At 37.5% G+C, this 20,194-nt stretch carries 18 protein-coding genes, 1 riboswitch and 1 other annotated feature; of the genes, 11 read left to right on the top strand and 7 right to left on the bottom strand.

The window, feature by feature from the left end:
• The first annotated feature begins 9 nt into the window (after positions 1-9).
• From L6W14_RS02285 to L6W14_RS02295, 3 genes are read left to right on the top strand one after another with little or no spacing between them, the layout of a single operon-like run.
• A complete protein-coding gene (locus tag L6W14_RS02285; RefSeq protein ID WP_237899227.1) occupies positions 10-1,161 on the top strand; it encodes an ROK family transcriptional regulator in 1,152 nt (383 codons plus the stop codon).
• A gap of 18 nt (positions 1,162-1,179) precedes the next feature.
• Positions 1,180-2,181 (top strand): asparaginase, encoded by a 1,002-nt coding sequence (locus tag L6W14_RS02290; protein WP_237899229.1) that lies wholly within the window; start codon positions 1,180-1,182, stop codon positions 2,179-2,181.
• A gap of 12 nt (positions 2,182-2,193) precedes the next feature.
• Positions 2,194-3,174: an N-acetylglucosamine kinase gene (locus L6W14_RS02295; protein WP_131520751.1), complete on the top strand. Its 981-nt coding sequence runs from the start codon at positions 2,194-2,196 to the stop codon at positions 3,172-3,174.
• A gap of 56 nt (positions 3,175-3,230) precedes the next feature.
• On the opposite strand, the gene L6W14_RS02300 is transcribed toward L6W14_RS02295, so the two are convergent.
• Entirely contained in the window at positions 3,231-4,397 is a 1,167-nt protein-coding gene (locus L6W14_RS02300; RefSeq protein ID WP_227744921.1) for an FtsW/RodA/SpoVE family cell cycle protein, read from the bottom strand.
• A gap of 243 nt (positions 4,398-4,640) precedes the next feature.
• On the opposite strand from L6W14_RS02300, the gene L6W14_RS02305 reads away from it, so the two are divergent.
• The 3 genes from L6W14_RS02305 to L6W14_RS02315 all read left to right on the top strand — a co-directional run bounded on the left by L6W14_RS02305 (position 4,641) and on the right by L6W14_RS02315 (position 9,424).
• A complete protein-coding gene (locus L6W14_RS02305) occupies positions 4,641-6,311 on the top strand; it encodes a methyl-accepting chemotaxis protein (RefSeq protein WP_131520753.1) in 1,671 nt (556 codons plus the stop codon).
• A gap of 351 nt (positions 6,312-6,662) precedes the next feature.
• Entirely contained in the window at positions 6,663-7,616 is a 954-nt protein-coding gene (locus L6W14_RS02310) for an L-threonine 3-dehydrogenase (protein WP_004225462.1), read from the top strand.
• 188 nt (positions 7,617-7,804) lie between these two features.
• The gene (locus L6W14_RS02315) at positions 7,805-9,424 is read left to right on the top strand and encodes a long-chain fatty acid--CoA ligase (protein ID WP_131520754.1); all 1,620 of its coding nucleotides are present in this window, start codon (positions 7,805-7,807) and stop codon (positions 9,422-9,424) included.
• A 43-nt stretch (positions 9,425-9,467) separates the two neighbouring features.
• Here the strand turns inward: L6W14_RS02315 and trpB are convergent, their stop codons facing one another.
• Together trpB and L6W14_RS02325 are read right to left on the bottom strand one after the other, a co-directional pair.
• Positions 9,468-10,631, bottom strand: coding sequence for a tryptophan synthase subunit beta (gene trpB, locus L6W14_RS02320; protein WP_131520755.1), 1,164 nt, complete (start codon positions 10,629-10,631; stop codon positions 9,468-9,470).
• A gap of 58 nt (positions 10,632-10,689) precedes the next feature.
• Positions 10,690-10,889 (bottom strand) — a binding site (T-box leader).
• 68 nt (positions 10,890-10,957) lie between these two features.
• On the bottom strand, positions 10,958-11,440 hold the full coding sequence (locus tag L6W14_RS02325) for a QueT transporter family protein (RefSeq protein ID WP_131520756.1): 483 nt from the start codon (positions 11,438-11,440) through the stop codon (positions 10,958-10,960).
• A 6-nt stretch (positions 11,441-11,446) separates the two neighbouring features.
• Positions 11,447-11,491, bottom strand: a riboswitch (PreQ1 riboswitch).
• A 321-nt stretch (positions 11,492-11,812) separates the two neighbouring features.
• On the opposite strand from L6W14_RS02325, the gene L6W14_RS02330 reads away from it, so the two are divergent.
• From L6W14_RS02330 to L6W14_RS02340, 3 genes are all read left to right on the top strand, one after another.
• Entirely contained in the window at positions 11,813-12,835 is a 1,023-nt protein-coding gene (locus L6W14_RS02330) for an ABC transporter substrate-binding protein (protein ID WP_237899231.1), read from the top strand.
• Between the two features lie 85 nt (positions 12,836-12,920).
• Entirely contained in the window at positions 12,921-13,949 is a 1,029-nt protein-coding gene (locus L6W14_RS02335; protein WP_009371612.1) for an ABC transporter permease, read from the top strand.
• Positions 13,942-14,736 carry an ABC transporter ATP-binding protein gene (locus L6W14_RS02340; protein ID WP_054549124.1) on the top strand — a complete coding sequence of 265 codons (795 nt, stop codon included), beginning with the start codon at positions 13,942-13,944 and terminating at the stop codon, positions 14,734-14,736. Before L6W14_RS02335 ends, L6W14_RS02340 begins: the two co-directional genes overlap by 8 nt.
• Before the next feature lie 477 nt (positions 14,737-15,213).
• Here L6W14_RS02340 and ilvA read toward each other — a convergent pair whose 3' ends face one another.
• Complete coding sequence (gene ilvA, locus L6W14_RS02345; protein WP_131520758.1) at positions 15,214-16,476, bottom strand: threonine ammonia-lyase IlvA; 1,263 nt, start codon at positions 16,474-16,476, stop codon at positions 15,214-15,216.
• Between the two features lie 289 nt (positions 16,477-16,765).
• Between ilvA and L6W14_RS02350 the strand changes: the two genes are divergently transcribed.
• On the top strand, positions 16,766-17,509 hold the full coding sequence (locus tag L6W14_RS02350) for a TerC family protein (protein WP_131520759.1): 744 nt from the start codon (positions 16,766-16,768) through the stop codon (positions 17,507-17,509).
• 40 nt (positions 17,510-17,549) lie between these two features.
• On the opposite strand, the gene bshB2 is transcribed toward L6W14_RS02350, so the two are convergent.
• From bshB2 to L6W14_RS02365, 3 genes are all read right to left on the bottom strand, one after another.
• The gene (gene bshB2 / locus L6W14_RS02355) at positions 17,550-18,239 is read right to left on the bottom strand and encodes a bacillithiol biosynthesis deacetylase BshB2 (protein WP_131520760.1); all 690 of its coding nucleotides are present in this window, start codon (positions 18,237-18,239) and stop codon (positions 17,550-17,552) included.
• Positions 18,240-18,252: 13 nt separating this feature from the next.
• Positions 18,253-18,603, bottom strand: a complete 351-nt coding sequence (locus L6W14_RS02360; RefSeq protein WP_004225428.1) for a YojF family protein — start codon at positions 18,601-18,603, stop codon at positions 18,253-18,255.
• A 546-nt stretch (positions 18,604-19,149) separates the two neighbouring features.
• Positions 19,150-19,431, bottom strand: a complete 282-nt coding sequence (locus L6W14_RS02365) for a hypothetical protein (protein ID WP_048393429.1) — start codon at positions 19,429-19,431, stop codon at positions 19,150-19,152.
• 196 nt (positions 19,432-19,627) lie between these two features.
• Between L6W14_RS02365 and L6W14_RS02370 the strand changes: the two genes are divergently transcribed.
• Complete coding sequence (locus L6W14_RS02370; protein ID WP_131520761.1) at positions 19,628-20,176, top strand: acyl-CoA thioesterase; 549 nt, start codon at positions 19,628-19,630, stop codon at positions 20,174-20,176.
• The last annotated feature ends 18 nt before the right edge of the window (positions 20,177-20,194 follow it).

The raw sequence follows: 20,194 nt of genomic DNA on the forward strand, positions 1-20,194 counted from the left end.
GAATCTAATTTGAAAAAGCAAGATCAAGTACAAATGCGAAGACAAAATAAATATATTGTGCTTGACGCAATAAGGCAGATGGCGCCAATTTCAAGAATTCAATTATCAAAATATACAAAAATGAGCCCTACGACCATTACTCGTATTGTGCAGGAGCTAGAAGCGGAAGGCTTTATTCTTGAAGGGGTATCGGAAGAAACAGCCATTGGTAGACGTCCTACGTTAATTCATATGCGAGAAGATGCTTTATATACGATTGGGATAGAAATTGACTGTTTTTCTATTCGGATAGGTATACTAGATTTCTTAGGGAAGCTTATTGCCTTTCAGGAAGTCAAATGTAGCATCAAGCATCAATACGAAGAAGCTATATATCTACTTAAACGATCTATAGAAAATATCATGACAGAATATCAGATTGCTCAGGATAAATTACTAGGCATTGGGATAGGAATTCCAGGAGTAATCAATAACGAGGAAGGAATTATCGTTTCCTCTGAGCAATTGAAGTGGGAAAACTGCCCTATAAGAGAAGATTTGAATGGTGTTTTTGGTTGTGAAGTCATCGTAGATAATGAATTAAAAATGCAAATCATTGCTGAAATTGGTGATATCTATACGCCACAGTATTCAAATTGTATTTTAGTCGGAATTGGAACGGGAATAGGAGCATCCATATTATTAAATGGAGAAGTGTATCGTGGCATTCAAAATAAAGCTGGAGAAATAAGTCATATAACGATTAATCCCTTTGGTGAAATGTGTCACTGTGGTAAAAGAGGATGCTTATCGATGTATGTTTCTGAAGTTACGCTGTTAAAAAGAACACCTAAAAATCTTAATATTCAATCAATAGAAGAGATTTTGCAGTGTGTTGATCAAGGTGAGCAATGGGCGATCGATATTCAACAAGATGTAGCTACTTTTCTAGCTATAGCCATCAATAATCTAGTTTGTTTATACGAACCAGAGGCTGTCATCGTCAGTGGAGAAATTATTGAGCACAATGTGACATTTCAAAAACTACTTAGTGAAAAGTGTAAACAGTATATATGGAAGGAATTACAACCCTACTTTGATTTACAGTTTTCCAATCAATTAAAAGAAGGGGTTGTTAAAGGAGCGGCATTACAAGCACAAAAGCAGTTGCTGTCTGTTTAAAGAAAGGTTGGTTGATTCGTGGCTTACTCAGAATTTTTAAAGGAGTATCGTTCAGGATTAATGGAAAATGTGCATTATGGACAAATGAGTGCTGTGAATCTAACGAAGGAAGAATTCGTCTCTGTAGGTCAAGACTATGAGCCTGTGTATTTTCGTTCTGCAGCAAAACCATTTCAAGCCATTCCCATTTTTATGACTGATTTTATAGAAAAATACGGAATTACTTCAAATGAAAGTGCATTATTTCTGGCTTCACAAAGAGGCGAAATTTATCATCAAGAGGCATTAATCTCTTTGCTGGAAAAACTCCCTATGAATGAAAGTGATTTAATTTGTGCAGCATCCTATCCATTAAATGAGGAACCTAAAACACAGTATATTCAACAGGGATTTGAAAAGAGGAAACTCTTTCATAATTGCGCGGGCAAGCATTTAGGATTTTTAACTGCATGTTTAGCAAATGGCTATGATGTCAAGCAATATTGTCATCCAGAACATCCACTGCAACAGATGATAAAAAAATATATTGCCTATTTAAGTGAATATGAGATAGAGAGAATTCGTACAGGGATTGATGGCTGTGGTGCACCTGTCTTTGCAATTCCGCTAAAAAACATGGCCATTGCCTATTTAAAGTTAGCACGACCAGAATTGATTGATGATGAACTAATTCGTGAAGCAGTAATAAAGCTTACAGCAGTAATGAATCAAGAGAATCATATCATTGCAGCACAAAACTTTATTTGTACAGCATTATTAAAGGATTCTAATATTGTGGCGAAGGGCGGAGCACAGGGCGTATACTGTTTTGCTCTTAGAAATGAAGGAGTAAGTTTCGCCTTGAAAATTATGAATGGTTCAGAAAGTCCATGGCCGAATGTAATTGCTTCTGTATTGGAACAAATGCAGTATAAAAATCAAGAAACAATTGAGCGTATTAAAGCATTGTCTCCTGCATTTGTGCATAATGATGCAGGGATAGAGGTAGGAGAAATTGTATCTACAATTAAAATTGTATAGAGGTGAAGGCACTTGCATGTTTTGGCAATAGATGGTGGTGGAACGAAAACGATTGCAACAATCTCAACATGTCATGGGCAAATTATGGCGCTAGCTGAAACAGGCAAAAGTAATCCCACATCCATGAGCTTCGAGCATTTTACAGAGACGATAACAGAATTAATAAATGATTTAAAAAGACAACAGCCTCACGAATTTCAACACATTACAAAGTGCCATGCGGGCCTGTCTGGTGTAACAGAAAATAATAATGAGAAAATTACCTATGCATTATTAACCTCGCTTTTACCGAAAGGCTGTCAACTATCACTATCGAATGATGGAATGAACGCGCTGTATGCAGGAACCTTGGGGCAGCCAGGCATTGTACAAATTTCTGGTACGGGTGCGATTACACTCAGTATAGATGCATCTGGAAGAATTGAACGTACAGCAGGATGGGGTTATATTTTTGATGATGAGGGCAGTGGCTATGATATTGGCATTCGCACATTAAAAGCGGTATTTAAAGCATTCGATAAAAGAGGTCCTGAAACGCTTCTAACAGCAGCGGTATTAGAATATTTTCGATTACAATCCGTTCCGCAGATAATTGAAGTGGTATATGGTGAAGGACATCCGAGGGATACCATATCTCCTTTAAGTAAGGTTGCAATTGAATGTGCTAAACGTGGTGATGGAGAAGCCAATACGATTATTGATCAAGTGTGCCATGTTTTTTATCAAAGTATAGACGCTTGTTATAATAAAAACCCGTTTGCACATAAGCAAGTCAAAGTAGTGCTAGCTGGTGGCGTTTTTAATGAATTGGAGCTATTTACTAAAAAATTAATCGCTATAGATAAAAAGAGTAGTAATCAGTATCACTTCGTGGGTGCTTATAGCTTACCGGTAGGTGGTGCCGCTTTAGCTGCTTTAAAATTACCATATAATGAAGCAAAGCTATTTATTGATCAATATAATGCAAGTATGAAGAAGTTTTTAACGAGTTAATACCCCTTAACTTTGCAAGTAGAGAAAAGCATGTACATGTCTCTACTTGCATTTTGTCAGTCTCCTACTTTAAACATATACCCCTTATATGAATTATGAATGATCATGACGATTCCGATAAGCATAAAATTGGATAATAACGAACTTCCGCCATAGCTTAAAAAGGGTAGGGTGACACCTGTGACAGGTAAAAGTCCAATGGTCATGCCTATATTTTGAGTAATTTGAAAGGCTAGTAAGCTTGAAATACCTGCCCCCATTAAAGTCATAAAGGGGTCTCGCGCTACTACCGTAATAACAACAATACGATAGATAACAAAAAATAGTAGTGCTATTACAAATGCTCCTCCAATAAAACCTAGCTCTTCCGCAATAGTAGAGAATATAAAATCGGTATGTTTTTCTGGTACATAGACATTGTTATGTAGATAGCCCTTGCCCACAAATTCTCCTGATCCGATAGCCATAAAGCCTTGGCGTACTTGAAAAGAAGAATCTGTATATTCATAAGGCTGAAGCCATCCATAAATTCTAGAAATCTGATGTCCTGAGAGAGCACCTAAAACCTTCTCTGTAAAAAATTCATTAAATCTGACATAGAGCACTACCATCGTACTGATGATAACTAGAGGAACGGCCGTAAATATGGCAAGAAGCTTTCTATGAATACCTGAAAAGAAAATCATTGGTAAAATCATTGCCATATACAGCATGACCATACCTGTATCGGGTTGTCTATAAACAAGTAGCGTAGGAGGAAGGACAATTAGCCCGATTTTTATAAGTAACCAAAAATCTGCTAGATAAGAGGGGCGAACATTTTTCTCTTGATGAGCAATAATGACCTTACTCACAACTATTAAAAAAGCGAATTTTAAAAATTCCGATGGTTGGAGAGAACCTAAAAACGGGATCTGATACCATGATTTTGCCTGATTGATCGTTCGAGCAATGCTTTCAGGTGCAACAATAAGACCAGCCGTTAAAGCAACTATTAGGAAGTAAAATGGCCATCCAATCTTTTTCAATTGTTCAATATCAAGCAAGGAAATTCCAAACATGATGGTGAATCCGATGACATAAAATAAAAACTGTTTGATAATAAAGGAACTTGAATACTGTTCAAAATTTACACTACTAGAATGGACAAAAAGGCAACTAATAGCGCCGAGTAAAAGAAGACTTATTACTAAACTCCAATCTAACTTCTTGAATTGCGTCAAATGTAACACCTCCATTCTCTATTAGGAACGCTGACAATGTATGGAAGGTTGCGAATGTTTTCCTAAAAGTAGTATGAATAAGTAGCAACAATCTGGCTAATTTAGCGAGTTAAATTACCTAAATAAAACTAAATGATGGGTATAAATTCTTAATATTTCGATTAAAATTTACAAAAATATAACACTGGCTTTATATCTCTATACTATCATTATTGGTAAGAGTTGGAGGAGGAGCCAAGGATCATGCATTTTTTCCGTTTCATTAAGGTGAAGGACAAGTTACTTGTACTCATGATTGTTTGTGTATTATCGAATGTATTGCTAGGTGTATTCAGTGTAGATTATTTAAGGAAAATGTCGTGGCATGCAAGTGAGAGTTACACACAGGGACTTGTCCCAATTGGATGGCTAAATGAGCTAGAAGAATCACAGCGTCGATTGGATTTTATAGTAGATTCGAAGGGTGACGATAAAGAAATGACAGCCATTTTACAAAACATGGCCCAGCCTTTAGAGCATCTAGATAGCCAAGAAATTGATAAAAAGATGAGTCATCAAATTAAGAAGTATAAGTCATTGCTTAAGAAGCAGGAAGAAGCCATTGAGAATTTTAAGCAATTGAACCATGGTGAGCTAGATCAGTTTTATGTGCAAACATTTTTACCAATTAGTCAGGAGAGTCATGCATTATTAGAAGATACGCAAAATTATTTGGTTCAACGAGCAAAAGATCAACAGCAGGCTTATCAGAAAGATGTGCAATTTGGCTACTTGTTACTAGGTGGTGTATGCTTAGCGGTTGTCTTGCTTGTTATCCTTATCGGTTTTATCGCAACGAAGGCAGTCAATGTGCCAACCCGTCAACTAAAGTCGTTATTAAAACGTGCAGAACAAGGTGATTTCACTGCCAATGCAAGCTATGTAGCTCATGATGAGCTTGGTGAAGTAGTTCTGTCTTACAATCAAATGGTAACAGAGGTGAAACGACTACTCCATACTGTGACAGACAGTGCCTATGAAGTAGAAGAAATGACTGGGAAATTGCAGAAATCCTCTGAGCAATCATCAACAACGACATTAAAAATAGCGAAGGATGTACAATCTATTTCAGAGTCAACGTCTGCTTCTTCTAGTAAATTAGCTTCGAATACGGCTTCCTTAGAGGAAGTTTTAAATGATGTACAGGTTATTTTAGAAAAGGTTCAGGTTGTAGAAAGTTTTGCACAAAAAACGGCCAGAGATGCAGAAAGCGGAACTGAAATTGTACAGGCTAATTTAACGCAAATGCAAGCTATTAAGCAGGCGGTTGAAAAATCTAATACAGCTATCTTTAATTTAGTAGAGCGAGCTGCATCGATAGATCAAATGATTGAAGTAATAGAAAGAATAACAGCGCAAACAAATTTATTAGCTTTAAACGCGTCAATTGAAGCCGCTAGAGCAGGAGAGCATGGTAAAGGCTTTGCAGTAGTGGCTAATGAGGTTCGTAAGCTTGCAGAGCAAACTGTTCAATCGACACAAACGATTACATCCATTGTACAGAACATCCATTTAGATTCGAGTTATGCGGTACAAATGATGGAAGGCGTTTTAGTGGCGACTGAAAAAGGTGTAGCTGTTACAGGACAAACTGCGTCAAGTTTTGATCAAATTTTAGAAAAAGTACATACTATTAAGCCTTATATTATGGAAGTATCTGCTACGGTTCAAGAGATTGCCAATCACACGAAGAAGGTAAGTGAGGATGCAGGTATGCTGACAGCCTTATCTGATACGAATGCCGTGTCTACTAAGCATGTAGCTACGTTAACAGCTGATCAATTAACAGCTCAGCAACAGTTCCATAATTATATTAAGGAATTGCGCAAAGTATCAAAAGTTTTGCAAATAGCTGTCAAACGTTTTTCGATATAATTTAATATTAAAGAATAATATTCGAAAAGGGTCTTCTTTGCAAAAAATAGCAAAGAAGATTCTTTTTTTGCATGGTTACAAAACTAGCTTATGAAAGTGCAAAAGTTTTGTGTTTTTGAGGTGTACAAATGTGTTTTGTATATTTTTGTAGCACAATATTTTTCATGACCTCATATACTGTGAATAAGGGATTGTATGTTCTTTGTAAGGAATATTGTTAATATAATTGTTGTATTTTCAAAACGAACACATTATAATGAATTTCATTGAAAGTGTTATTAAATCAATGTTTATTAATATATTTTTGTACTTTCAGAAAGTACAATTGTTCACATGTGGAGGTTTTGGGAAATGAAAAAGATTATTGTTACTGGAGCACTTGGTCAAATTGGTTCTGAGCTAGTAGAAAAACTTCGTGGTATTTATGGAGAGGACAATATACTTGCTACAGACATTAGAAAGCTTGAACATACTAAGGGCCCATTTGAAATATTGGACGTGACAGATGGACAAAGAATGCATGATTTAGCAAAGGACTTCGGTGCAGATACGATGATGCATTTAGCAGCATTATTATCAGCTACAGCAGAGAGAAATCCATTGTTAGCTTGGAATTTAAATATGGGTGGATTAATGAATGCGTTAGAAGTTTCACGTGAGTTAAATATGCAATTTTTCACGCCAAGCTCAATTGGTGCGTTTGGTCCGTCTACACCTAAGGAAGATACACCACAGGATACTTTGCAAAGACCAACAACTATGTATGGGGTAAATAAGGTAGCGGGTGAGTTATTATGCGATTATTACTTCAATCGTTTTGGTGTTGATACACGCGGAGTACGCTTCCCAGGGCTAATTTCTTATGTAACACCTCCAGGTGGTGGTACAACAGATTATGCAGTAGAAATTTTCTATGAAGCCATCGAACAAGGCAAATATACATCGTATATTCAGGAAGGTACATTTATGGATATGATGTACATGCCAGATGCCTTACAAGCTATTGTAGATTTAATGGAAGCAGACGGTAGTAAGCTTGTTCATCGCAATGCTTTTAATATTACAGCCATGAGCTTCGAACCTTCGCAAATCGCGGCTGAAATCAAGAAACACTTACCAAATTTTACAATGAGCTATCAGGTAGATCCTGTTCGTCAGGCCATTGCAGATAGCTGGCCAAACTCTTTAAATATTGAAGCGGCTCAAAAAGAATGGGGCTTCAAAGCAGAATATGATTTAGCTAAAATGACGGTAGATATGTTAGAAAAATTGAAAATTAAACTGCATAAAAAAGCAATTTCATAATAGATAGGCAACGGGTGAAGACTAGACTTCATCCGTTTTTTTATATTTAAAAGAAAATTATTGGAATATATAGATTAAATTATGAAATTAAAATATAATAATATTCGGAATATTAATAGTATTCAGTTAAATTGATACTATGATAATTTCACAAGGGGAAATTCACAAATGAAGGGATGATGGGTTTTATGATGCAAGCACCATTAGTTTTAACTAGTTTTTTTAAACGAGCAGAGAGCTATTTTGCAAGAAAATCAATTATTTCACGGACAAGCCCACACAAAATACATCGTTTAACATATGGGCAGTGGGCAAAAAGAACGCGTCGTTTAGCAGATGCCCTTACGAAGCTTGGGATGACAAGAGGAACAAAAGTCGGCTCCTTTGCGTGGAATCAGCATCGACATTTAGAAGCTTATTTTGCTGTGCCTTGCTCAGGGGCAATCTTACACATGGTAAATATTCGTTTATCAGAAGAGCATTTGATCTATATTATTAATCATGCAGAAGATGAGATTTTAATGGTAGATGTAGATTTATTACCGATCATTGAAAATATTGCGCCAAAACTTGATACAGTGAAACATTATATCATTATGACGGATGAACCAGCTTTGCCAAAGACTACATTACAAAATGTTTTATCCTATGAGGACATATTAGCTACTGCTGATGAAGAATTTCAATTTCCAGAGGATATTGATGAAGAAGCACCTGCCGGTATGTGCTATACAAGCGCCACAACAGGGAATCCAAAGGGGGTTGTCTATTCCCATCGGGGTTTAGTATTACACAGTATCATGCTGAGTATGTCTGACTCTATGGGAATTGCGGAAAGAGATGTCGTGATGCCGATTGTACCCATGTTTCATGCAAATGCATGGGGCTTGCCTTTTGCTAGTGTCAATGTGGGTGCTACACAAGTTCTACCAGGTCCACAATTTACTTCAGCATTAATAATGGATTTAATCGAACAAGAAAAGGTTACATTAACTGCTGGTGTTCCAACCATTTGGATAGGTGCCCTACAGGAGCAGGAAAAGAAAGAACGAGATATTAGTTCTTTAAGAGCGATATGCTGTGGTGGATCGGCTTCACCAACTCGACTCATTCGGACATTTGAAGAAAAATATGGGATTCCTTATATTGTTGTCTACGGCATGACGGAAACTACACCAATCGTGGCATTGTCTAATTATATGTCATGGATGGAAGATTGGCCGATTGAAAAGCGTATTGAAGCTCGAGCGATGCAAGGGATGACAATGGCAGGTATCGAATCTAGTATTATTAATGAGGCGGGGGAGGTACCTTGGGATGGCGAAACAATGGGGGAATTACGTTTAAAAGGCCCATGGATTTCCAACGAATACTATCGTGATGAGCGAACAGCAGATGCCTATCGAGATGGTTGGTTATATACTGGTGATATTGCTGTACGAACAGCAGATGGCTTTATTAAAATTACGGACCGTACGAAGGATCTTATTAAATCAGGTGGGGAATGGATTTCCTCTGTTGATTTGGAAAATGCGCTGATGACTCATGATGCCGTTTTAGAAGCGGCTGTCATTGCCATGCCCCATGCTAAATGGCAGGAGCGTCCATTAGCTTGCGTTGTATTGAAAGAGGGACAATCAGTAACTGAACCAGAGCTTCTTGCTTTTTTAGAAAATCAATTTGCCAAGTGGTGGGTACCAGATGCAGTCGTCTTTCTAGAAGAAATTCCAAAGACATCTGTCGGAAAATTCCTGAAAGCGAAGCTGCGAGATAATGTAGCAGAAATTTATCCTAAATCATTGGTATAGGTAAAAGAGCGATTTCCGTAAATGGAAGTCGCTCTTTTTTGAGTTATTTAGTTAGCATATGGAAGACTTGTTCAACGTCTTTATCGCCACGACCAGAGATATTAATAATAATGCTTTCCCCAGATGATAAAGTTGGTGCTAATTTTAGAGCATGTGCGACTGCATGTGAGCTTTCAAGAGCAGGAATAATACCTTCAACCTTAGAAAGTACTTGGAAGGCATCTAAAACCTCTTCATTTGTCACGGTCACATACTCAGCACGGCCGATTGTTTTCAAATGGCTATGCTCAGGTCCCGCACCTGGATAATCTAAACCAGCTGCTATTGAATAGGTAGGGAGTGGGTTACCTTCTGCGTCCTGAAGTACTAAACATTTGAAGCCGTGTAGCTCTCCTGGTGTTCCTTCGTTTAAGGTAGCAGCTTTGTCTGGCTCTATTCCAATAAGACGAACATCTTCGTCTGCAATATAATCAGCAAATGCCCCAATGGCATTACTACCGCCTCCTACACAGGCAAGAACAGCTGTCGGCAGCTTTCCTTCCTTTTCTAATATCTGTTCACGACTTTCGCGGCTAATCACTGATTGAAAATGTTTAACCATTGATGGGAAGGGATGTGGTCCAACTGCTGAGCCTAATAAATAGAAGGTTGTTTCATAGTTTTCTACTAAGTCAGCGAATGCCTCATCTACTGCATCCTTTAAGCGGCCTTGCCCTTTATCGACAGCTACAACTTTCGCGCCGAGAAGTTCCATGCGAAATACGTTCAATGCCTGACGTTTTGTATCTTCCAAGCCCATATAAATCGTGCAATCCATTCCAAACATGGCACACGCTGTAGCTGTTGCTACACCATGTTGACCTGCCCCTGTTTCGGCAATCACGCGATTTGCTCCCATACGTTTAGCTAGTAAAATTTGTCCTAATACATTATTGATTTTATGGGAGCCTGTGTGGTTAAGGTCTTCACGTTTTAAATAGATTTTTGCGCCACCTAATTGCTTTGTTAAATTCTCTGCAAAATAAAGAGGGGATTTACGACCGACATATTCACGGAAATAGTAATCTAATTCTTGCTTAAAATCATCATCCTCTTTATACTTTTGAAAATTCTCATCTAGTCTATTTAAAACATTTTGAAGCTCCTTTGGAACAAAGCTTCCACCAAATTCACCGAAATATCCCTTTTTTTCTACTACTGTACTCATCTTAACTCGACTCCTCTATGCTAATTTTTCCAAAAAAAAAGCCACTCCAATCCCTCATAAAAAGGACGAGTAACCGTGGTGCCACCTTCATTCGCAATTTTTGCGCGCTTTCCTGCTCCGGTAACGGGGAGCGAAACGGCCTTACATTTGATAAGGCTGCTCTGAAGTCCATTCACAAGTCTGTACTACTGGTTTGCACCAACCACCAGCTCTCTAAAAGTAACAATGCTTGCTACTACTCTTCTTCCTTGCATTTATTAGAAAGAATTGTAGAGTATTTTCAGAATAGTGTCAAGAAAAAAGACGAATCTAAAAAGATCCGTCAGTTAAATCAAATTTTTAAAGTCAAGGCGTTTGTTTAATACATACATAATCGGTGCACCTACAGCTAATACAACAAATTCACCCGCCGCGACGGTTAGCCAAGTCCAGAAAAATGGCAACTCTAAAGCCAAGTTCAGCTCAAAGGCAATGATAAACATAGTACATGTAAAGAGCAATGTATTAATAATTAAACGTGCCCAAATATTTTTGACAAATTTACAGATTAAAATAAACAGGCCAAGAGTAATCATTGAATGACCTACACCAAACACTAAATCGTAAATGCCAAGTGGTGAAAAGAGATTAGAAATCAATACACCAATAATAATCCCTACGGCAAAGCGTGGATTAAAGGCCACTAAATGGTTAAACATCTCAGATACTCGGAACTGTACCTCTGTAAAACCAAATGGGGCAACAAGCATGGTTACAGCTATATATAGAGCTGCAATGATACCACTTGCTGCTAAAAATTTTATTTTCATATTCATTTCTCCTTAGTTTTTTTTCGTGGGATGGTTACGAACCACGGTGCTTTCACACAAGTAAATATTCTATTATAGATATCTAGTAGAAGTCAAATGTCAGACTTTGTCTATAATGTCCTATCGTCGCAAAATTGTCATAAATATTTTTTACTATGTTGAAAAAAGAAATCGATTAACTAAAACAGCGTAGTTTAGCGGTTTAAAGCGCCAAATTAAATGAAAAACTAAAATATTTTGTCACTTTTAAAAGTCAGAACATTCATAATGTTGTTGACGGAGCTCGATAATAACGATAATATAGCGATACATTCACACTTTGTTTGGATAAAGTGCGATAGATATTCGAGAATATAATCGGGGGGATTATTTGTGAAAAGCAATGTAAAGAAGTTGTCATTCCTTCTTTTTGGATTAGTGTTGCTTCTTGCTGCTTGTGGTAGCGGTGGCTCAGGTACAGCAGATTCAAAAGGAAATGAAAAAAACAATGCAAGTGAGAGCGGAAATGCAGACGATAAAACATATAAAATCGGGATTACTCAAATTGTTGAGCATCCATCGTTAAACGCAGCAACGGAAGGCTTTAAAAAAGCAATTGAAGATGCTGGCTTAAAAGTTGAATACGATCCACAAATTGCACAGGGAGATAACAGCCTTAACACAACGATTGCTAACAATCTAGTGAGTGCAAACGTAGATTTAATTTTTGCTAACTCTACACCTTCTGCACAAGCAGCTGCAACAGCAACAAGTGATATTCCAATTATTTTTACATCGGTTACAGATGCTGTTGGTGCACAGCTAATCGACTCAATGGAGAAGCCAGGGAAAAATATTACAGGCACAATTGATCTACATCCTGAAACGATTTCTAAAACAGTAGCATTCTTAAAAGACCTTGGTGCGAAAAAAGTAGGGATGGTCTACAATGCGGGTGAGCAAAACTCAGTTGCCCAAGTTTCAGAAGTGAAAAAGGTTATGGATGAACAAGGTTTAACGGTGGTAGAAGCATCAGCATCCACTTCAGCAGATGTAAAGCAAGCGACAGAATCTCTAATTGGTAAAGTAGATGCTTTCTATATTATTACTGATAACACAGTAGTTTCTGCTTTAGAATCGGTAATTGATGTTGCCAATACGAATAAATTACCATTAATCGTAGGAGAATTAGATTCTGTGGCACGTGGTGGTTTAGCGGCTTATGGATTTGAATATTTCGATATCGGTTATGAAGCAGGTCAAATGGCTGTGAAAATTTTAAAAGGTGAAGCAACACCTGCTGATACACCAGCACAATATCCTCAAAATCTGAAACTATTAATCAATAAAAAAGTAGCGGATGATTTAGGCATCGAAATGAAAGATTCTTGGGGTGCAGAAATTCTAGAACAGTAAAACGAAGCGGGGGAGAACTATCCCCGCTTTATCTTCATTTTACAAGCGATATAAATAATAAAGAGATTTAGGAGATGATTCAACGATGTTTTTAGCATTATTTGGCGCAGTGGAGCAAGGAATCATCTATGCAATTATGGCACTTGGTGTATATTTAACATTTCGGGTGTTAGATTTTCCGGATTTAACGGTTGATGGAAGCTTTGTAACAGGGGCGGCAACTGCAGCAACAATGGTTTTGCTTGGCTACCACCCAATCTTAGCGACTTTAGTGGCAATTGTTGCTGGATTTATTGCTGGATGTATGACAGGAATTCTTCACACGAAAGGAAAGATTAACCCGCTTTTATCAGGAATTTTAATGATGATTGCTTTATATTCAATTAATCTACGTATCATGGGGTTAACTGCAGAAAATACGATAGGTCGCCCGAATATTCCACTACTAAACTCTGAAACAATCTTTTCAAAGTTTCAATCTTTTTGGAGTAATTTAGGGATCGATGATGCTATCAATAACCTATTAAAAAGCATAGGCTTTCAGCATGTACCAGGTACATGGAGTGTGCTGATTGTTGTATTAATCATCACGATTTTAATTAAGTTAATAGCAGACTGGTTCTTAAAGACAGAAGTTGGGCTAGCTATCCGAGCAACTGGTGATAATAAACGAATGATTCGCAGCTTCTCTGCAAATACAGATACACTTATCATTTTGGGGCTAGGTCTTTCCAATGCGCTTGTCGCATTTTCTGGAGCTTTAATCGCACAATATTCGAAGTTCTCTGATGTTAGTATGGGGATTGGTATGATTGTGATCGGTCTCGCATCCGTTATTATTGGTGAAGCTATTTTTGGGACTAAAACTATTATCCGTACAACGTTTGCAGTTATTGCAGGAGCCATCATTTATCGTATTATATTAGCTTTAGCATTACGTGTAGATTTCCTTGATTCAGGAGACATGAAATTAATTACAGCGATCATCGTTATTTTGGCGCTGATCTTACCGCAATTTATTAATAAGAGTAAAGAACGTAAACGTAAAGCTAAACGTGCTGCAGAACTTTCACAAGTAAAAAAAGTAGAGCAGGGAGGTAACGGCCTTGCTTAAATTACATGGTATTAATAAGGTATTTAATGAAGGAACACCTGATGAGAAGATTGCACTTGCGGAGATCAACCTACATTTAAAGCCCGGTGATTTTGTGACAATTATAGGTAGTAATGGTGCAGGTAAATCAACGATGATGAATATGATTTCAGGTGCTTTAACACCCGATTTCGGTACAGTATTGATTGATGGTAATGATGTGACAAGTTTGCCTGAATATAAACGCTCTCAATACATTGGGCGTGTCTTCCAGGACCCAATGGCAGGAACTGCACCTACGATGACAATTGAAGAAAATCTAGCATTAGCATACTCTCGAAATAAACATAGAGGGCTACGCAATGGTGTGGACAAAAAGCGTCGTGAATTTTTTAAAGAATCGCTAGCGATGCTTGGTTTGAATCTTGAGAATCGTCTTTCTGCTAAGGTAGGTTTACTTTCAGGTGGGGAACGTCAAGCTTTGTCGCTCTTAATGGCTACCTTCACAAAGCCATCTATTTTATTGCTAGATGAGCATACAGCTGCACTTGATCCATCACGTGCAGAATTAATTACCCGTATTACGAAATACTTAGTGGAAAAAGATAATTTAACCACATTAATGGTAACGCACAATATGCAGCAAGCATTAGACTTAGGGAATCGTCTTATTATGATGGATAAAGGCCAAATCATTTTAGAAGTTGGTGAAGATCGCAAACATGAATTAACAATCCCTGATTTAATGTCCGAGTTTGAACGTATTCGTGGGGAAAAAATGAATTCAGACCGTGCTCTATTAGGTTAATATCGAAACGCTCATACACTTGTATGGGCGTTTTTTTATAGTGTTAGAAAAGTATTTTTATGAATGGTGAAAATACTTGATTTCTTAAGTGGGATTCCGTTCTATCTCATGGGAGTCAAGTAGCCCTCCAATCCAGCTCATCAATTTAGCAAAGGTCCTCACTACTCTTTATGGAGGGGCGTTGTCACACATCGTTTTTCCACAGTGTTAGTATGATAGAAAATGAAAGGACACAGTTTCAAATGGGTTGATTGGAGAGGAGTCAGCTCTTAGGGGATTTAGCGGCTCATCAGATGCCACCTGGACGCTGGCGGAACAGATATCGATCCCTCGCCTTGCCAGAATGTCTCTTTCCGCAGACGATATTGTTTTTTCAACATCAACTAGTTTTAATAATTTTTATTTAGGGAAATAAAACGATTGATAAATTTTATCACATAAAAAAGCCTCACTTTCAGAGAAGTGAGGCTCTTGATTTTAAACGAGTAAGCCAAATAGTTGAATATCGTTGTTTACTTCTTTGTATTTGAAGCCGAATTCATCCATTCGGGCAAGTAGTCCTTCATATTCAGCACGATCACCTAACTCAATGCCGACTAGTGCAGGGCCACTTTCTTTATTATTTTTCTTGGTATATTCAAAGGTAGTAATGTCATCGTTTGGTCCAAGTACACTAGTGAGGAATTGACGTAATGCTCCGGCACGCTGAGGGAAGCTGACGATGAAGTAGTAAAGTAAGCCTTCGTGTATAAGTGACTTTTCTTTAATCTCCTGCATTCGTCCAATGTCATTATTCCCACCACTGATGATGACAACGACTGACTTACCTTTAATTTCTTCTTTATAAAAATCAAGAGCTGCCACTGATAATGCTCCTGCAGGCTCAGCGATAATCGCATGTTTATTATATAGATCTAGAATGGTCGTACATACCTTGCCTTCAGGTACAAGAACAATATCATCTAAATAGCGACGGCAAACATCATAAGTATGATGACCGACGCATTTTACTGCAGCACCATCAACGAATTTATCAATCCAATCAAGAGCAACTGCGCCACCTTCAGCAAAGGCAGCCTTCATACTACCAGCACCAGCAGGCTCCACACCAATAATTTTACTAGTAGGAGAGAGATTTTTAATGTAGGCAGACACGCCTGACATTAAGCCACCACCGCCAATACTTCCGAATACGTAGTCGATTGGCTCCTCCATATCATTCATAATTTCTACCGCTACCGTTCCTTGACCAGCAATGACATCAAAATCATCAAATGGATGAATGAAGATTTTACCATGCTCTTCACAATAGCTCAACGCGCTTTCAGCAGAATCATCGAATGTATCTCCTGCTAAAATAATTTCCACATATTCACGACCAAACATACGTACTTGGTCTATTTTTTGCTTCGGCGTTGTTTGTGGCATAAAAATGCTTGCTTGAATTTTTAATTGGGCACAGGCATAAGCTACACCTTGTGCATGATTGCCTGCACTTGCACAGACAACCCCAGCATTGCGCGCTTCATCCTCGATTTTTTTAATTTTATAATAGGCACCACGAAGCTTGAATGAGCGTACATGCTGTAAATCTTCGCGTTTAATATAAATATTAGCTCCGTATTTCTCGGATAAATAGTCGTTTTTTTGTAGTGGTGTGTGCACAACTACATCTTTTAAAAAATGATGTGCAATCAGGACATTCTCCACTTGCACGGTTCTAGTATCAGCAACTTCCATAGTATTCATCCTCCGTTATACGTTTAAAACATTTATCTATGATAGCACACTTTATTTGCTTTTTGTGATTAATTTTTAGTAAATTCTAAATTTTCCGTGTCTATTTTATGATGTAAGCGTTTTATCTTGATATAGCTAATTATTTTATAAAGAAGCAATGTCTCAGACCTAGAATTAGCTCAATTTAAGGGGAGAAAATCTGTTGTTTCAAATCTAAAAAATACGACTCTCATAACAAAAATGGTCAAGCATATACTAGATTAGCTTAGGACAAGTAGGAGGGTATGTAGTGGAAATCATTCAAGGGATTTTATCAACATATTGGAAGTTTTTTGATTTGGCGATGTGGCAAGAAGTACTAATGGACCCTGTCTCCTGGGGACTAATATCCTCATTAATTATTATAGAAGGTTTGCTGTCGGCAGATAATGCACTGGTATTAGCGGTACTAGTGAAACATTTACCAGATAAACAGCGAAAACGGGCATTAATGTATGGTATGCTAGGTGCCTATTTTTTTAGATTTTTATTTATTGGCATAGGTGTTTATCTAGTAGAATTTTGGTTTATTAAAGTATTAGGTGCTTTGTATTTAGGTTGGCTTTGTGTAGCTCATTTCCTTCACATAGGGAATGAGGATAGTGTAAAAGAGGTAAAGAGGTCAGGATGGATGGTGCGTCTTTTCGGCACGTTTTGGGCAACTGTCATTTCTGTTGAGCTAATGGATATTGCTTTTTCAATTGACTCAATCTTTGCTGCGTTTGCGATATCAGATCAGGTCTGGGTGCTTTTAATTGGAGGGATGTTAGGCATATTAATGATGAGGACGATTGCAGGTGTTTTTTTAATCATCATTGAAAAAATACCAGAGCTTGAAGCAACAGCCTTCATAATTATAGGTGTCATCGGCTTAAAAATGTTAGTAAGTGTTTTCAATATCCACATCCCTCATTATTTATTCTTTCTTTTCTTAGTGATTGCTTTTTTCATCACGATCATTGTGCATATGATGAAGAGGGTAAGAGCTGCCTAATTAAAAAGTACTGTTCTCCAAAATGAGAACAGTACTTTACTTATTTTACATATTTATCTGGGTCAACAATATAGAACTTTTCAACATTAAGCCAGCTCTCGCTCATTGGTTCGCCGTCATCAATACGCTTTTCAGTCTCCTGCATCATCCAACCAGTCTGAGACGCATGGGCTTGTAATGCTTTTAATTTGTCCATTCGCATTTCCCGAATATCATAGACCACATGTGGTTCACCATTTTTTTCAATCGTATCATTGGCGAAGGCACAACCGAATATTTGTGGACGAGCAGCCTTTGGCATACGACGTACAGCTTCAACTACAGCCCGTGCTGTTGCTTCATGGTCTGGGTGAACAGCAAAGCCAGGTAAAAATGTGAAAATTAAAGAAGGCATTAGTTCTTCGATTAGCCCTTCCATTAATTTTACCATTTTCTCATCATCTTCAAATTCTATTGTTTTATCACGTAGACCAAGCATGCGTAAATCTTGAATACCCATTGCCTCTGCCGCTGCAACCAATTCCTTACGACGGATTTCAGGTAAAGACTCGCGTGTAGCAAAGGGTGGATTGCCTAAATTACGTCCCATTTCGCCTAATGTTAAACAGGCATATGTAACAGGTGTATTCATTTTCTTTGTATAGTAGGCGATGGTTCCCGCAACTGAGAAAGCCTCATCATCTGGGTGAGGGTACACAATTAAAATATGACGTTGTGGTTGTAAATTCAAATAGTCGTCCCCCTTAGTAAGTAAATGGCGTTTCACTAATTTCAAGCGCAATCGCCAATTTTCCAGAGTAGTCTAGTCCAGCCATTAATAAACGGCCTAAATCATCTAATTCAAAATGTGTAATGCCTTGAGCATAAACCCAGCCATGAGGTAATTTTAAACCCACACGATGAGGTGCATTATCTACAACCTTAGCAAGCTCATAGTTAATTTTAGCATTGCGAATAAAAGCACCTGCATTAAAAAACTGTTCATCATAGTGTGCTGCATAAGATCCGTTTGTCGTCTCAAGATGAATATAAACGTCTTTGTTGGCGAAAGAATTCAGCAATTTTTGCAACGTCTCTACTTGTACTTCTTGCATCTTAACACTCCTCTCGATCATTTCTCCTTTAAGTATAGTAAAAAAAATTCGCAAAGGGAAATTGATTGCTTTGATAAAAAAATTGATGATTTATATTTACAAACCTTAGCGCCATTTGGTCCAAATTTTTTGAAAGTGTTAGCATCCAGGGAAATAAATCATCATCTCTAAATCTATGACAAGTCCTTAAGCAATATTCTTGAAAAAATTATTGTAATGTATCAATATAGGGAGTGTGAAAATAAATATGTACAAACTGTGTCGTTTCGCATTGTATCCGTTTTCACATATAAAAAGATATTGCAACCATGACTTCTTCCTAATTCGTGTGTGTAAACAGCTCCACCTGTTGAAGTAGTATTATTTCGGAAATAATGAATTCTATCTTGGTACAATAGATGACGTTCCTTGAACAGGTGATGCAAGGTAGCTGTGAAAAAGGGAAGAAAAATGAAGCTCATTATCATAGTATAATAAAAACCGCGACTCTCTTTATGACGGAGAGTCGCGGTTTTTTATTGAAAATTAATGTAGGCTATGTATTTGTTAGTATCGATTGAGCTTTCGTTCTATTGTATCTAAACGATTATTAACATTTTGTAATTGTTTAAACATTTGCTTCATATAAAGATTTTGATCTTGGGTTTCAGTAGTTTTGGCTTGTGCCAATTCTTCCTCCTCCTGCAGAGCCAATATTGTGGCAAGGGTGGATAATGAGTAACCAAGTGTTAATATGATGGAGGCAATTACTTCAACTTTTGAAGAGGTGATTTCTCCAGCTAGTAAACCTGATTCTTCCGTTAAGTCTTCTACCTTGTTTTTTTTCATTTTTTCCCCTCCCATACAGCTAATATATGGGGTATGAGGCATTAACGTATCTTGTCCAATTTTAATCTTTATCGGATAAATACTCATCATTAAATAATTGTTTAGTATTTGTAATTTTCTAATAATTACATTGATTTTTCCATTTAAATATAGCATTATAGTAGGAATAAACAAGATGTTTAGAGGGGGAACTGGAGTGAATAAGGACTTTAAATATTGTAAGGAATCAAGAGTGATGCGTACAAGTCGTGTATTTCCAAACGATGTGAATAATCATAATACATTATTTGGCGGACGGTTGATGAGCGATATTGATCAAGTTGCTTCCATTTCAGCTGCAAAGCATAGCAGAAGAGATTGTGTTACAGCCTCAACTGATTCAGTCGATTTCCTACATCCCATTCGCCCAACAGATTCGGTTTATTTCGAATCCTATGTAGCTTGGACGGGAAGATCTTCTATGGAGGTTTTTGTCAAAGTCATTTCTGAAAACTTGAAAACTGGGGAGAGAAAGGTGGCAGCGACTGCATTATTAACTTTCGTGGCATTGGATGAAAATAACAAACCAGCACTGGTCCCACGAGTAATTCCTGAAACAGTAGAAGAGACAAAATTGCATGAAACAGCTTCAGAACGAGCGAAGGCCCGTGCAGAACGTAAAAAGGAAAGTAAAGCGTTAGCGCAATTTATATCTATGAATGATCCATGGGATTATCGGCTAGAAATGATGGAGAATTATATGTAAAAAAAGGGATGTCTCAAA

Source organism: Lysinibacillus sp. ACHW1.5 (genome assembly GCF_022014815.1).
GTDB lineage: Bacteria > Bacillota > Bacilli > Bacillales_A > Planococcaceae > Lysinibacillus > Lysinibacillus capsici.